General features: G+C 50.9%; 13 protein-coding genes. 7 read left to right on the plus strand and 6 right to left on the minus strand.

The features are described 5' to 3' along the window. Positions 1-42 precede the first annotated feature (42 nt). Both alr and AAZR23_RS19825 read left to right on the plus strand, forming a co-directional pair. Entirely contained in the window at positions 43-1,122 is a 1,080-nt protein-coding gene (gene alr / locus AAZR23_RS19820; RefSeq protein ID WP_046892739.1) for an alanine racemase, read from the plus strand. Positions 1,123-1,177: 55 nt separating this feature from the next. After that, positions 1,178-2,374, plus strand: coding sequence for an aromatic amino acid transaminase (locus AAZR23_RS19825; RefSeq protein WP_434694438.1), 1,197 nt, complete (start codon positions 1,178-1,180; stop codon positions 2,372-2,374). Between the two features lie 51 nt (positions 2,375-2,425). Here AAZR23_RS19825 and AAZR23_RS19830 read toward each other — a convergent pair whose 3' ends face one another. Beyond that, the gene (locus AAZR23_RS19830; RefSeq protein WP_052927756.1) at positions 2,426-2,692 is read right to left on the minus strand and encodes a DksA/TraR family C4-type zinc finger protein; all 267 of its coding nucleotides are present in this window, start codon (positions 2,690-2,692) and stop codon (positions 2,426-2,428) included. Between the two features lie 130 nt (positions 2,693-2,822). Further along, positions 2,823-5,657 carry an excinuclease ABC subunit UvrA gene (gene uvrA / locus AAZR23_RS19835; RefSeq protein ID WP_434694439.1) on the minus strand — a complete coding sequence of 945 codons (2,835 nt, stop codon included), beginning with the start codon at positions 5,655-5,657 and terminating at the stop codon, positions 2,823-2,825. 276 nt (positions 5,658-5,933) lie between these two features. Between uvrA and AAZR23_RS19840 the strand changes: the two genes are divergently transcribed. After that, positions 5,934-6,455, plus strand: coding sequence for a single-stranded DNA-binding protein (locus AAZR23_RS19840; protein ID WP_218427292.1), 522 nt, complete (start codon positions 5,934-5,936; stop codon positions 6,453-6,455). Positions 6,456-6,523: 68 nt separating this feature from the next. Here the strand turns inward: AAZR23_RS19840 and AAZR23_RS19845 are convergent, their stop codons facing one another. Together AAZR23_RS19845 and AAZR23_RS19850 are read right to left on the minus strand one after the other, a co-directional pair. Then, positions 6,524-7,453 carry a histone deacetylase family protein gene (locus AAZR23_RS19845; protein WP_434694440.1) on the minus strand — a complete coding sequence of 310 codons (930 nt, stop codon included), beginning with the start codon at positions 7,451-7,453 and terminating at the stop codon, positions 6,524-6,526. Beyond that, the gene (locus AAZR23_RS19850; protein WP_434694441.1) at positions 7,450-7,917 is read right to left on the minus strand and encodes a hypothetical protein; all 468 of its coding nucleotides are present in this window, start codon (positions 7,915-7,917) and stop codon (positions 7,450-7,452) included. Before AAZR23_RS19850 ends, AAZR23_RS19845 begins: the two co-directional genes overlap by 4 nt. A 1,333-nt stretch (positions 7,918-9,250) precedes the next feature. On the opposite strand from AAZR23_RS19850, the gene ilvB reads away from it, so the two are divergent. Both ilvB and ilvN read left to right on the plus strand, forming a co-directional pair. Continuing rightward, the gene (ilvB, locus tag AAZR23_RS19855; protein WP_046892745.1) at positions 9,251-10,942 is read left to right on the plus strand and encodes an acetolactate synthase large subunit; all 1,692 of its coding nucleotides are present in this window, start codon (positions 9,251-9,253) and stop codon (positions 10,940-10,942) included. A gap of 17 nt (positions 10,943-10,959) precedes the next feature. After that, entirely contained in the window at positions 10,960-11,244 is a 285-nt protein-coding gene (gene ilvN / locus AAZR23_RS19860; RefSeq protein WP_004238249.1) for an acetolactate synthase small subunit, read from the plus strand. Between the two features lie 42 nt (positions 11,245-11,286). On the opposite strand, the gene AAZR23_RS19865 is transcribed toward ilvN, so the two are convergent. Beyond that, positions 11,287-11,844 (minus strand): helix-turn-helix domain-containing protein, encoded by a 558-nt coding sequence (locus AAZR23_RS19865; RefSeq protein ID WP_046892746.1) that lies wholly within the window; start codon positions 11,842-11,844, stop codon positions 11,287-11,289. Positions 11,845-12,014: 170 nt separating this feature from the next. Here AAZR23_RS19865 and AAZR23_RS19870 point away from each other — a divergent pair, with 170 nt between their 5' ends. Then, complete coding sequence (locus AAZR23_RS19870; RefSeq protein WP_046892747.1) at positions 12,015-12,764, plus strand: sulfite exporter TauE/SafE family protein; 750 nt, start codon at positions 12,015-12,017, stop codon at positions 12,762-12,764. 6 nt (positions 12,765-12,770) lie between these two features. On the opposite strand, the gene AAZR23_RS19875 is transcribed toward AAZR23_RS19870, so the two are convergent. Further along, the gene (locus AAZR23_RS19875; protein WP_434694442.1) at positions 12,771-13,562 is read right to left on the minus strand and encodes a M15 family metallopeptidase; all 792 of its coding nucleotides are present in this window, start codon (positions 13,560-13,562) and stop codon (positions 12,771-12,773) included. 264 nt (positions 13,563-13,826) lie between these two features. Between AAZR23_RS19875 and AAZR23_RS19880 the strand changes: the two genes are divergently transcribed. Then, positions 13,827-15,173, plus strand: coding sequence for an NCS2 family permease (locus tag AAZR23_RS19880; RefSeq protein WP_046892749.1), 1,347 nt, complete (start codon positions 13,827-13,829; stop codon positions 15,171-15,173). Positions 15,174-15,352: the final 179 nt, after the last annotated feature.

The following is a 15,352-nucleotide window of genomic DNA, read 5'->3' on the forward strand; positions in this document are numbered from 1 at the left end:
ATAACAAACCAGACATCAACAACCCATAACCAAGGAACCCCTATGAAAGCGGCAACAGCCGTCATTGACCGTGGTGCGCTTCGCCACAACTGGCAGCAGATCCGGGCGCTTGCGCCGGACAGCCGTCATGTTGCGGTGGTCAAAGCAAACGCCTACGGCCACGGATTAGTCGAAATCGCCCGTGAACTCAATGAGGCGGATGCGTTTGCGGTGGCGCGTCTGAGTGAAGCGCACGCGCTGCGCGCCGGGGGTATTGTCAAACCGATCATCCTGCTGGAAGGTTTTTTTGATGCGACCGATTTACCGGTCATTGTTGCCAGTCGTCTGGAAGTCGCGGTTCATTTTGAAGAGCAGTTAATGGCGCTGGAGCAGGCGGAGTTATCTGATCCGGTCAAAGTCTGGATGAAAATTGATACCGGTATGCACCGTCTCGGCGTGCGTCCGGAAGAAGCGGAAGCATTTTATCAGCGGCTGTGTAACTGCAAAAATGTGCAGCAGCCGGTGAATATCATCAGCCATTTCAGCCGTGCCGATGAAGATGACGCACAGCCGACAGAAGCGCAGATCGCCCGCTTTATGGCATTTGCCGCCGGTAAACCGGGGGAGAAATCGATTTCTGCATCCGGCGGCATTCTTTACTGGCCTCAGGCGCACCTCGACTGGGTACGTCCGGGGATCATTCTTTACGGTGTGTCGCCGAAAAGCGGCACCGAAGCCGGTGATTACGGCCTGAAACCGGTGATGACCCTCAAATCCCGTCTGATTGCGGTGCGCAAACACAAAGCCGGGGAAGCCGTCGGTTACGGTGGTACCTGGGTCAGTGATCGCGATACCTGTCTCGGTGTGATCGCGGTCGGTTACGGTGACGGCTATCCGCGCAGTGCGCCATCGGGCACACCGGTGGTGATTAACGGACGCCGTGTTCCTATTGCCGGGCGTGTTTCCATGGACATGATAACTATCGATCTGGGGCCGGATTGCAGTGATAAAGCGGGTGATGAAGTCATTTTATGGGGCGATTCACTGCCGGTGGAGCAAATTGCAGAAGCCAGCGGTATCAGCGCCTATGAACTGATCACCAAACTGACCTCCCGCGTGGCGATGGAATATCTGGACGAATAAAATGTGACGCGATATGTTCTGAGAGTGAGAAAAATAACAATCAGGAGTATCGCTTGTGTTCGAACATGTAGACGCCTACGGCGGCGACCCGATCTTAACGCTCGTTGAGCATTTCAAACAGGATCCCCGGAAGGAGAAGGTCAATCTCAGCATTGGCCTCTATTACGACGATTCCGGGGTGACTCCGCAACTGAACAGCATCACACAGGCGAAACAGCGCTATAACGCGCAGGATACCGGAGCCTCCCTGTATCTGCCGATGGAAGGTTTTGCCCCTTACCGCAGCGCGGTACAAACGCTGCTGCTGGGTGATGACAGTGAGCTTATCCGCGAAGGGCGTGTGGCGACGATCCAGACGCTGGGCGGTTCCGGCGCACTGAAGATCGGAGCGGATTTCCTGCACCGCTGGTTCCCGGGATCGGATGTTTGGCTCAGTGATCCGACATGGGAAAACCATCAGGCGATCTTTGCCGGGGCCGGATTTAAAACCCATTATTATCCGTATTTCGATCCGCAGACCAAAGGCGTCAGATTTGATGAGATGCTGGCAATGTTTGAGACGTTACCGGCAAAAAGCATCATTTTACTGCATCCGTGCTGTCATAACCCGACCGGTTCTGATCTGACACCGGAACAGTGGGATAAGGTTGTCGCAGTGGTGAAAAAGCGCGAACTGATCCCGTTCCTGGATATTGCTTATCAGGGCTTCGGCAGCGGAATGGAAGAGGATGCTTATGCTATCCGCGCCATGGCGGCGGCAGAAGTTCCGTGCTTTATCAGTAACTCGTTCTCAAAAATCTTTTCACTGTACGGCGAGCGCGTCGGCGGGCTGTCTGTTCTCTGTCCGTCACAGCAGGAAGCAGATCGGGTGCTGGGCCAGCTGAAAGCGGGCGTACGGCGAGTCTATTCCAGCGCACCGTCTTACGGTGCAAAACTGGTGTCTGAAGTGCTGAACGATACCGCACTGAAAGCACAATGGCTGGCGGAGGTGGAAACCATGCGCAGCCGGATCGCGGATATGCGCACGGTGCTGGTGGATACCCTGAAAAATACACTGCCGGAGAAGAATTTTGATCATCTGCTGCATCAGCGCGGGATGTTCAGTTATACCGGGTTCAGTCCGGAGCAGGTCACGGCACTGCGTGAGCAGCATGCGGTGTATCTGGTCGGTTCCGGGCGTGTCTGCATGGCGGGGGTGAACCGTCATAATGTGGATGCGATTGCGCGGGCCTTTGCGGCGGTCAGCCGTTAATCCTCAGCAATGAAATGATGATGCGCGGAATCATTGTATTCCGCGCCTGTTTCAGCGCAACTGACTGTCTTTACTGCCGCGCCGGTTATAGCCGCTGTATGCGGCCTGCTTTTTATCTGCTTCTGCCTGACAATTCACACACAGCTGTACGCCGGGTATCGCTTCACGCCGCGCCTGCGGGATCGGATCACCGCACTCTTCACAAAACAGCGCGCTTTCTCCTGTCGCCAGCTGACTGCGCACCCGCGCGACCGCATCATCCAGTGTGGCATCAATCTGCTCCTGAACAGCAGAATCACTTGCCCATCCGCTTGCCATTTTCGCCTCCTGTTTCCGGTGGTTGCCCGATACTCTATTTTATCACGGGTTGCTCATTATTTCACCAGAACGGAAAACGGACAAAAAAATACCGCAGCGAACGCCGCGGTATTTTCAGAGGCGGGGAAGATTAATATCCTCTTTTCAGAATCGGCTTCAGGAAGCGGGCGGTGTGTGAGCGTTCACATGCCGCCACTTCTTCCGGGGTTCCGGCGATAAGGATTTCACCGCCGCCGCTGCCGCCTTCCGGGCCCAGATCCACAATCCAGTCTGCGGTTTTAATCACATCCAGGTTATGTTCGATAACCACAATACTGTTGCCCTGGTCGCGTAACTGATGCAGTACCGCCAGCAGTTGTTCGATATCCGCGAAGTGCAGACCGGTGGTCGGTTCATCAAGGATATAGAGTGTCTGCCCTGTGCCGCGTTTGGACAGTTCCTTCGCCAGTTTCACCCGCTGTGCTTCACCGCCGGAGAGGGTTGTTGCCGACTGCCCGAGGCGGATATAAGAGAGGCCGACATCCATCAGTGTCTGTAATTTACGCGCCAGCGCCGGAACTACATCGAAGAACTCACGGGCTTCCTCGATAGTCATATCCAGCACTTCGTGGATATTTTTCCCTTTGTATTTCACTTCCAGGGTTTCGCGGTTATAGCGTTTTCCTTTGCACTGATCGCACGGCACATACACATCCGGCAGGAAGTGCATTTCCACTTTCAGCACGCCGTCACCCTGACAGGCTTCACAGCGCCCGCCCTTGACGTTGAAACTGAACCGCCCCGGTGTGTAGCCGCGTGAGCGGGATTCCGGTACGCCGGCGAACAGTTCACGGACAGGGGTGAACACGCCGGTATAGGTTGCCGGGTTTGAACGCGGTGTCCGGCCGATAGGGCTCTGGTCGATGTCGATCACTTTATCGAAATGCTCCAGACCTTCGACTGATTTATACGGCGCCGGGGTGACGGTAGTCGCTCCGTTGAGCTGTGTCTGGGCAATCGGGAACAGCGTGTCATTGATCAGGGTGGATTTCCCTGAACCGGAAACCCCGGTGATGCAGGTAAACAGCCCGACCGGCAGATTCAGTGTCACATTCTTCAGGTTGTTACCGCTGGCACCGGTGATAGTCAGCATTTTGGCCGGATCTGCCGCATTGCGTTTTTCCGGGATGGTGATCCGCCGTTCGCCGCTGAGGAACTTCCCGGTCAGGGACTCCGGTGTGCCGATAATGTCGTCCAGCGATCCCTGAGCAACAATTTCCCCGCCGTGGACACCCGCGCCCGGGCCGATATCGATAATATGATCAGCGGCACGGATAGCATCTTCATCATGTTCAACCACAATCACGGTATTGCCGAGATCACGCAGGTGAACCAGGGTTTCCAGCAAACGGTCATTATCGCGCTGATGCAGCCCGATAGACGGTTCATCCAGCACATACATCACGCCGACCAGACCGGCGCCGATCTGACTGGCAAGACGGATACGCTGTGCCTCACCGCCGGACAGCGTTTCTGCGGAGCGGGAGAGGGTCAGGTAATTCAGACCGACGTTAACCAGGAATTTCAGGCGATCCTGAATCTCTTTCAGTACTTTTTCGGCGATTTTCGCGCGCTGGCCGCTGAATTTCAGGTTATTAAAGAAGTCCATCGCATGGCCGATGCTGAAATCAGAAATCTGCGGCAGTGTGGTGTCACCGACAAACACAAAGCGGGCTTCTTTTTTCAGACGGGTGCCGCCACAGGAAATACACGGGCGGTTACTGATATATTTGGCCAGTTCTTCGCGTACCGCCATGGATTCCGTCTCTTTATAACGGCGTTCCATATTGTGCAGCACACCTTCAAACGGATGATGGCGAACCGTCACATCACCCCGGTCATTGGAATATTTAAATTCAATGGATTCACGACCTGAACCATTGAGGATCACTTTCTGAATTTTGGCCGGTAATTCTGAGTACGGGGATTCAATATCAAATTTATAATGATCCGCCAGGGACATCAGCATCTGATAATAATAGAAATTACGGCGATCCCAGCCGCGGATAGCTCCGCCGCCGAGTGACAGATTCGGGTTCTGCACCACGCGATCCGGATCGAAAAACTGCTGTACACCCAGACCGTCACAGGTCGGGCAGGCCCCCGCCGGGTTATTGAAGGAGAACAGGCGCGGCTCCAGCTCACTCATGCTGTATCCGCAGACCGGACAGGCGAAATTCGCCGAAAATACCAGTTCTTCGGCGCTGTTATCTTCCATATCGGCGATAATGGCCGTACCGCCGGACAGTGCCAGTGCAGTTTCGAAGGATTCCGCCAGGCGCTGTGCCAGATCATCCCGGACTTTAAAACGGTCAACCACCACTTCGATGGTGTGTTTGATCTGCAGTTCCAGTTTCGGCGGATCAGAGAGATCACAAATTTCCCCGTCGATCCGTGCACGGATATAGCCCTGTGCCGCCAGGTTATCGAGCAGTTTGGTGTGTTCGCCTTTACGCTCTTTAACGACCGGTGCCAGCAGCATCAGACGTTTGCCTTCCGGCAGAGTCAGAACATTATCCACCATCTGGCTGACCGTCTGTGCCGTCAGCGGAATATCGTGGTCCGGACAGCGCGGCTCACCCACACGGGCAAACAGCAGACGCAGATAGTCATGGATCTCAGTAATGGTGCCCACGGTGGAACGCGGGTTATGGGAAGTGGATTTCTGCTCGATGGAAATCGCCGGGGAAAGCCCTTCAATATGATCCACATCCGGTTTTTCCATCAGCGACAGGAACTGACGCGCATAGGCGGACAGCGATTCCACATAGCGGCGCTGTCCCTCGGCATAGAGTGTATCAAAGGCGAGGGACGACTTCCCGGAGCCGGATAACCCCGTGATAACAATCAGTTTATCACGCGGAATAATGAGGTTGATATTCTTCAGATTGTGGGTGCGGGCGCCCCGTATATCGATATTATCCATGTACCACTTCCCGGGAGTTTCAGATAGCGACTAATTTATTCAGCCTGATATTATTGCACATAATTTACTGAGTGGATATCCAGTATCAGAAGAAATCTGTGTATAATCTCAGCAGCATTTGCCTGACAGCTGATGGCATTTTGCGCAGCAGATTTTAGAGAAGACACGCAAATATGAAAAGCCGATCGCGGCAAAAGATTACCGATTCAAAAAAGTCACCCAGACGTGTTAGACTAGATCCTTATATGTTTTAAACAATTTCATCGGGAGCATTTCATGGCCAGCAGAGGCGTCAACAAAGTCATTCTTATCGGGAACCTGGGTCAGGATCCGGAAGTGCGTTACATGCCTAACGGCGGTGCGGTTACCAACATCACACTGGCGACATCAGAATCATGGCGTGATAAACAAACCGGCGAAATGAAAGAGAAAACCGAATGGCACCGTGTGGTGATCTTCGGCAAACTGGCAGAAATTGCCGGTGAATATCTGAAAAAAGGTTCACAGGTTTATATCGAAGGCGCACTCCAGACCCGCAAATGGCAGGATCAGAGCGGCCAGGAACGCTACACCACGGAAGTTGTGGTCAATATCGGCGGCAGCATGCAGATGCTGGGCGGCCGCAGCGGTGGCGGTGATAATGCATCACAGGGCGGTGGCTGGGGACAACCACAGCAGCCGCAACAATCCCAGCAGTTCAGCGGCGGCGGTAACCCGCGCCCGGCACAACAACCGGCAGCAGCTGCACCGCAAAGCAATGAACCGCCAATGGATTTCGATGACGATATTCCGTTCTGATCTGAATATCTGTTATTTCATATAAAAAATCCCGCTAACGCGGGATTTTTTATATCTGTGATCTGAAATCAGTCCGCGGCGTCGGTGATAATACCGTTAATGGCGCGGGTGACACAGGTTGCACTGAGTTTTGAGTAACCACCTCCGCCAAGAAAAACAGCGGGGATTTGTTTTTCTGACAGGAACTGCCAGGTTGTTTTGTCTCTTTCTGCAATATCACTGATTGTCAGTGAAAGGCCGCCGAGTTTATCTGCTTCAAGCGGATCTGTGCCGGTAATGACAAATGCTATTTTATAGTTACCGTTTATCTTATTTAAGGCATCACGGTATTGGCTCAGATAATGATTACCGCGGGTTTTTTCCGGAAGCGGAACAGGGATATCAACACGTTCACGTGTATATTTTGACTGCGGATAAATATCCTGATTATAAATATCAAGGATCGTTACCTTGCTGTTATCCATAAAATCGACAGCATTACCATTGCCATGATGTGCATCCGTATCAATAATTAATATTCTGTCATCCGCGGACAGGATATTTCTCCGGCGTAATTCCTGATAGCAAATCGTGATGTCATTATAGATACAGAACCCCTCCATATTCTGGTGAGATGCGTGGTGATAACCACCGGCAAGATTCCAGAAAATGGTGTTTTCCTGTATCGCTTTTTGTGCTCCCAGCAATGTACCGGCGATACCAAAACGCATGGGAGTTAATACATGCTTATCCAGATATGCATAGCTGAGGAAGGGTACCGGGGGGAACTCGAGTGCTCTGAGGATACCCTTTTTATTTTTGACTCTGTATTTCATTATCCCGGAAAGATAATCTTCTGTGATCTGCTCATCTATAGCGGAATCAGGCATGTGAAACCGGATTTTACTGTTATTTTTCAAATCATTAAAAATAGATTTGAATTTCATCCCGTAAAACGGATGAAAGTAACTCAACAGTCCGATGTCAAAATTATAATTCTCACTATAGATTACATTCATACTATATTTACCGAGAGTTCCTGTGCATACCGTAAGATATCATGAGGTGTCCAGATCCCTCTACCCAGAGTTGAACCTAAATATTTGGAATAATTACTGGCTGATGGGGTAAAGCCGGGTTTTTTATCACAGGCAACAGCCAGGCATTCAGCAACAATATGAGAGCAGTTATTGCGGGCCAGCTGATATCTCGGTGTGTTACTCATCAGTTCTGTGATATGAAATGCAAGTTTTTCTTCATTGATTTCATTAATAGTGACAACCCGTGGTTGTCTGTTGCCTTCATTTTCAATATCTTCCTTTAACGCGCCCATAAAGGCACCGGGATGACTATTGGATTTAATTTTCAGATCTTTTTTTCCTGCACTGTCTTTTGGCCAGAAACTGACGTAGTTTCCCTGAAACGAAAGAGATGCATGTCCGATATATTTTCCTTCCGGCAACCAGATATAAACTTTTAACATGTAACACTCCTTGTTTTTAACTGAGTGCTAAATGTATTTTTTTATCCGTAAAGCGAAATAATGATTAGTCTTAATCTTATTTTTTCATGTATATCGTCTGCATATGAAACATGATATGTACTTTGCTGAAATATCACAGATGAAAATAAGGTGTTATCAGCTCAGAATAAATAAGAAAAAAATTATTTTTCTGCGTAGTTCTGCATAGTCAGCGGCAAAAAAATACCCCTTACGTCGGGTGACAGTAAGGGGTAATGTCTCATGCCGTTGGATGAACACATGAGATTGCCCGGGGTTAACAGGCAGTACAGCTTATGTTTTTATAAGTCCTGTTTTTATCCTGTTTGTCTGATTTTTTATCAGAACGGGTATTTTTATTATAAATGTCTGTCGTAACCGGATGTGTGTTTGCTCTTTTTAAAGAAAAAACCCAATGAAACCATTGGGTATCAATGCGTTATATACTCAATTTTTATTAAAATATGATAAGAGGCTTAAAGAGCATGTGTCGGATTACGTTTTATCTGTAAACCTGAAACGTGACAATCACAGTAGTAATTATATGTGATCAATGTCACGTAAAAATACCTGTTTTAGCCGTATTTGTAATTTCAATGTAACCTGTCAGGTTATTTTTAACCAAATAATCACATTTTAATGTGTTCTGTTAATCGGCCCGGTAATTGAATAAATCCTGTTTTTTATTACACTGAGCAATAAAACTGATAAAAAAATGATTTTTAGTAACTGACAGCGATAATGTGAACAGGCGCTGTTTTCAGTGATCTCCCTGCGATATATTCCGCTGTGATTTTCGTTCCATGGTTTGTATAGCTCCGGATAATTGTTTCTTTTCCCTTTTTTATCGCTGTTTTTTAGCAGGAACAGTGCTGTTTCCCGCTGTAACAGTAAATTGGGTATTTTGATATTTTATTTAAAATCAATAGGTTAATTATTTTTGATTTTTATGGTAGTGATTTATTAGTGATAACGATCACAATTCAGTGGCTGAATAAAAAATAAATGAAAAAAGGCTTGTACAGATTTCATTCTTATGTTTTTTTAAAGTACGAACCGAATTTATTCACACACAATTTACTGTTGAGAGATACCCCGTGAAACCATTCACCCGTCCGCAAAACGTACTACTAACAACCGCGCTATCAGACGCGGTTGTCGTCGTGCGTGTGGTAGTGGTGGTGGTCGTCGGCAGCGCGCCGTAACGGGCTGGGATCAGCAACAGGATCACTAACCCCGCCGGCGTAAACCGAGCGGGGTTTTTTTATGTCAGGCTCCGCGAAACTGAACCGGTTGTTAAGAAAAGGATGATGTTATGGGAGCTTCACAGCAGACTCAGGCAAAAACCCGGATGACGGGGGCGGAATTAATTATCCGCATGTTAGAACAGCACGGGATCACCTCTGTCTCCGGGATTCCGGGCGGGGCGGCGCTGCCGCTGTATGATGCACTGGGCAAAAGCCGCATCCGCCATATCCTCGCCCGCCACGAACAGGGAGCCGGGTTTATCGCACAGGGTATTGCCCGCACAACCGGTAAAGCGGCGGTATGTATCTCCTCCAGCGGGCCGGGTGCGACCAATCTGATGACCGCGATTGCGGATGCCAAACTGGATTCAGTTCCGCTGGTCTGTATCACCGCCCAGGTCTCTTCGCCGATGATCGGCACCGATGCCTTCCAGGAAGTGGACACTTACGGCATGTCTATCCCTATCACCAAGCATAATTATCTGGTGCGCAATGTTCAGGATCTGCCGGGTATTATTGCGGATGCATTCCGTATTGCGGAATCCGGCCGTCCGGGACCGGTCTGGGTGGATGTGCCGAAAGATGTTCAGGCAGCCATCATTGAGATTGATGAATTACCGCCAATCATGCCAAAAGATTCGTTACCGCTGTTTGATGCCGAAAAAGTCAGCGAAGCGGCCGCCATGATTAATCAGGCGAAGCGCCCGATCCTGTATATCGGCGGTGGTATTGTGGCTTCTCAGTCACAGCAGCTGGTGCAGAGTTTTGCCGAACGTGCCGGGTTACCGACCACCATGACCCTGATGGGGTTAGGCACCATTCCGCAGCAGCATCCGCTCTATCTGGGGATGTTAGGGATGCACGGCGCCCGCTATACCAACATGATTTTGCAGGAATCTGATTTGCTGATTGTGGTCGGGGCGCGTTTTGACGACCGGGCCATCGGCAAAGCCGAGCAGTTCTGCCCGGATGCCAAAATTATTCATGTGGATATCGACCGCGCGGAGATCAGCAAGATCAAGCAGCCGGATATCGCGATCAACGCGGACGCCGGACAGGTTCTCGCCATGCTGCTGCCGCAGATTGAGGTGAATACCCGTCAGGCGTGGAATGATCATATCACGCAGATCAAACAGGAATTCCCGCTGGAGCAGATCAACAAGAGCAATCCGTTAAGTCACTTCGGGCTGATCGCTGCGGTGGCTGATGCGGTGGATAACGATGCCATTATCACCACGGATGTCGGCCAGCACCAGATGTGGGTGGCGCAGGCGTATCCGTTATGCCGTCCGCGCCAGTGGCTGACTTCCGGCGGGCTGGGAACCATGGGATTTGGTTTACCGGCGGCGATTGGTGCCGCACTGGCGGAGCCGTCACGCAAAATTATCTGCTTTACCGGTGACGGCAGTATTATGATGAATATCCAGGAGATGGCGACAGCCGCAGAGCATAATCTGGATATCAAAATTATTCTGATGAACAACCAGGCGCTGGGGATGGTTCACCAGCAGCAGACGCTGATGTTCGATGAGCATATTGTGGCATCTGCCTATCCGTATCAGACTGATTTTGTGACGATTGCCAAAGGTTTCGGATTGCATACCTGTGATCTGAATAAAGAGAGTGATCCGCATGCTGCATTGCAGGCGGCGATTGACCATCCCGGGCCGTGTCTGATCCACGCATTAATCGATGTCAGTGAAAAAGTGTGGCCGATGGTATTGCCGGGTGATGCCAATATCGATATGGTCACAGCCTGATGACAGAGGACAGAATCATGGAAAAAAATAATCAGCCTATCGCTCTGGAACTGGTCGTCCGTAACCACCCCGGTGTTATGACGCACATTTGCGGTCTGTTTGCCCGCCGGGCGTTTAACGTGGACGGTATTCTGTGTCTGCCGCTGCCGGGACAGGATCACAGCCATATCTGGCTGCTGGTGAAATCGGATGACCGGCTAAGCCAGATGGTCAGTCAGGTGGAAAAACTGGAAGACGTGCAGGACGTGAAGTACAACGAAGATATCAGTATCTTTGAACAACTGAATAAATACATTCAGTAGCGTGATAAAACCGGGCGGATAAGCCCGGTTTTTTGTCCGGGATTACGGTGATGTCTGGCCGATATGGGAATAAGACATAATCAGCGTACCGCTCAGATCGCCTTCCATGCAGATATAAGAGTGGGGAATATCACAGGAGAACGCATAGAAATCACCCGGTTCCAGCAGGACTGTCTGATCTTCATTAAAGCGCATCATCAGCGTACCCTGGTGGATAAGAATATGTTCATGGGTACCGGTACTGTGCGCGGGACTGTTAATAATCGCACCGCGGATCATCTTCAGGTGCCAGATCTCTGAAATATTCCCCATACCGACACGGAATTTAAAATCTTCCGCATATTCCCCTTTAAAGACTTTATTTTTTTCGTAACGGGGATAACCTTCATTACTGGCGGTAAACAGATCGCCCAGCGGGAAACGCAGTGCAACGGCAATGGCCTCCAGTGTATCGATACGCGGATTGGAATCACCGGATTCCAGTTTGGACAGTGCGGCTTTCGAGATGCCGGAGAGTTTTGAAAGATCATTGAGCGACAGGTTACGCGCCTGACGCAGCAGTTTGACTTTCTGGCCGATGTGGGCACTGGTTTTTAGCATAATGTAATTGATACCAATGAAATTTGCAGGGAAACCCTGTTAGTATTGCACACTTGTTGTACAACAGTAAGCCGTGATTTTCCGGAAAGACAGGTCTGATAAATGATGTTATCAGAGGAAAGCGTCCGGCATGGTGATAATTAACATATGTCATTAAACGGGTGCTCACCATGATCTACACCCTGCCATGGGCAGATTTTTTCATCTGTTTTACGGTGCTCTTCGCCGGTTATCTGGTCTTCGGGATGGTCGGATTCGGCTCTGCGCTGATCGCAAGCCCGGTGCTGGCTTTCTTTATTCCGGTTTCGCACATTGTGCCGATGCTGGCACTGATGGATCTGGGCGCCGCGGTGATTAACGTCACCCGTGACGGGCGCAAAGCCGATTTTGCCGAGCTGAAATGGATGGTGCCGCTGATGATCGGCGGCAGTCTGATTGGTGCGGCGATTCTGCTGAAAACACATCCGGATCTGCTGGCGGTGTTCCTCGGGGCGTTTATTGTTCTCTATGCGCTTTATTCCCTCTTTATTAAGAAGACGGCACGGCATTATCCGCAGAAATACATTATTCCGTTCGGTATCGGCGGCGGTATTCTGAGTGCGCTGTTCGGGGCGGGCGGGTTTGTGTATGCCATCTATTTTGCCGGGCGGATTGAGGACAGAAACCGGTTCCGTATCACGCAGACCACGCTGATTGGCTTCAGTACATTAACCCGTGTGATTATTTTTCTGATCATGGGCATCTATTGGAACAGCGAAATTGCCATTACTGCGCTGCTGTTTCTGCCTGCGATGGTGGCGGGGATTGTCCTCGGGCGGCATATCACTATGCGTATCCCGAAAGAGGCCTTTTTCCGTTTCCTGAATATGGTGATCCTGCTGGCCGGGCTGACGCTGCTGATCAGTAACCTGGTGCACTGACGGCGGTCAGCGCAGCACTTTTTTAGCACATTGCCGGGCGCGCAGCAGCTCATCACCGGTTTTGCTTTTACGGAAACAGTCGCGGTAGCGGGCGGCATAGGCACTGTATTCCTCCTGTGCGTCCGGCAGCGGCAGTGACAGCAGATGATTAATAAAGGTAAAACTGCCGATCTCCGCATGCTGAAAATCTACCGGATTTTTCCATTCCCCGCCCCAGCGGAGAAAACCGTGGCTGAAAACCAGTGGCAGCACCGTTTCCATTTTTCCGTCGCGGATAGCTTCTCTGTTGGTCAGTGCAGCGGCGGATTGCGGCGGACTGATGGTCACACGGCCGCTTTTCTCGCGGAAGCGGTAAGGGTTTTGCTGCGGATTAATATCGATCGCCATGCCGTAAGCGTGTTTTGACCAGGCTTTCTGACTTGCCTGACGGCGGCCGTTAAATGCCGACGTATTATTAGCCGCCATAGATGCCTCATCATCACCGCCGAAGGCCTCTATCGGCAGCACGCTGTGCAGCGGGAATTTTCGCCGGTACAACTCACCGAACAGCGCTTCCGTTTCAGGGGCAATAATATCGGCGACAGTAATAGTGCCGGTGCGGGTTTCGCCCTCAAAGGTGATAAACCGGACATCCACATTCACCAGCCGTTCACAGGGCACCGGGTTTTCCGGTGTGATAATGCCAAGTGCCGTCATAGCGCGGCAGGTGTCCGGGCTGAGCGGGGTGATCGCTGCATGTGCCGCTGGTAAAACAGCGCAGAACAGGCTCACGGGGAGGAGATAAGCAGTCAGTTTCATTACAGATTCCGTCATCAGGCACCGGGACGGATGATGATAACCCGTCCGTGCGGCAGATGTGAAAAAATTCCCGGATTTGGCCTTGATTATCAGGATTTTTCCTAAGATAATCGTTTGCCTCAAAAAATCACATCTTTTCTCTGTTGAAAGCCAAACGTTTGCGTCGTGTGTGTCCGGTTTTTTTACCCGGAAACCGGCGGATTTTTTCTGAAAACGCAATCGTTTACGTGATGTGACACAAAATTCATTAACACAGGTGATGACATGTCTGCGACACAGCCGCAAAGCGGGTGCAAATTAGACCAATTTTTTAAACTGACTGAGCGCGGGACGACTGTCCGCCGTGAAGTTCTCGCCGGACTGACCACATTCCTGGCGATGGTGTACTCCGTGATTGTTGTGCCGGGCATGCTCGGCCAGGCGGGTTTCCCGCATACGGCAGTTTTTATCGCCACCTGTCTGGTTGCCGGGTTTGGCTCTCTGCTGATGGGGCTGTGGGCAAATCTGCCGATGGCGATCGGCTGTGCGATCTCCCTGACAGCCTTTACGGCATTCAGCATGGTGCTTGGTCAGAATATCCCGATTCCGGTTGTGCTGGGCGCGGTTTTCCTGATGGGGGTTCTGTTTACCCTGATCTCCGTAACCGGTATCCGGACATGGATCCTGCGTAATATTCCGATGGGCATTGCGCACGGTACCGGTATCGGTATCGGTCTGTTCCTGCTGCTGATCGCCGCCACCAATATCGACCTTGTGATTAAAAACCCGAACGCGGGTATGCCGGTGGTACTGGGGGATTTCACCTCTTTCCCTGTCATGATTGCACTGGCCGGTCTGGCGGTGATTTTCGGTCTTGAGCGTCTGAAAGTCCCGGGTGCGGTACTGCTGGTCATTATTGCCATTTCCGTTATCGGGCTGATTTTTGACCCGAATGTGAAATATCAGGGCTTTTTCAAATTACCGTCTCTCGGTGATGACGGGCTGTCACTCTTCTTCAGCATGGATATCATGGGCGCACTGAAGCCGCTGGTGTTGCCGACAGTTCTGGCACTGGTGATGACGGCGGTGTTTGATGCGACAGGTACGATCCGCGCGGTTGCCGGTCAGGCAAATCTGCTGGATAAAGATAATCAGATCATTAACGGCGGCAAAGCACTGACAACTGACTCAGTCAGCAGCATTGTGGCCGGTGTTGTCGGCGCGGCGCCTGCTGCGGTGTATATCGAATCTGCGGCCGGAGCTGCTGCGGGCGGCCGTACCGGTCTGACCGCAACGGTAGTCGGCGTGCTGTTCCTGCTGATACTGTTTCTCTCTCCGCTCTCTTATCTGGTTCCGGCCTATGCCACGGCACCGGCACTGATGTATGTCGGCCTGCTGATGCTGAGTAATGTCAGTAAACTGGATTTCGGTGACTTTGTCGGTTCGATGTCCGGTTTACTGTGTGCGGTGTTTATTGTGCTGACCGGTAACATTGTAACCGGGATTATGCTGGGCTTTGCTTCACTGGTTATCGGTCGTATTGCCGGGGGTGAATGGCGTAAGCTGAATATCGGCACTGTTCTTATCGCAGCGGCACTGGTGGCGTTTTATGCTGGCGGCTGGGCAATTTAAGTCATAAATCACCACTTAACGGAAGTTGGTGGTGACGATACGCTTTATTTATACGATTTGTCTCAAAATACTAATTAATTGCCCGAATTAATGGCATGAGAAGATAAAATAGCAGTGGCGGATAACGTATCCGCCGCTGCTTTTTTTGTATGATAGTGGCAACCGGCGGTAATTTTTTC

Origin of the sequence: Morganella sp. Je.2.23 (assembly GCF_051129855.1) — a bacterium.
GTDB lineage: Bacteria > Pseudomonadota > Gammaproteobacteria > Enterobacterales > Enterobacteriaceae > Morganella > Morganella sibonii.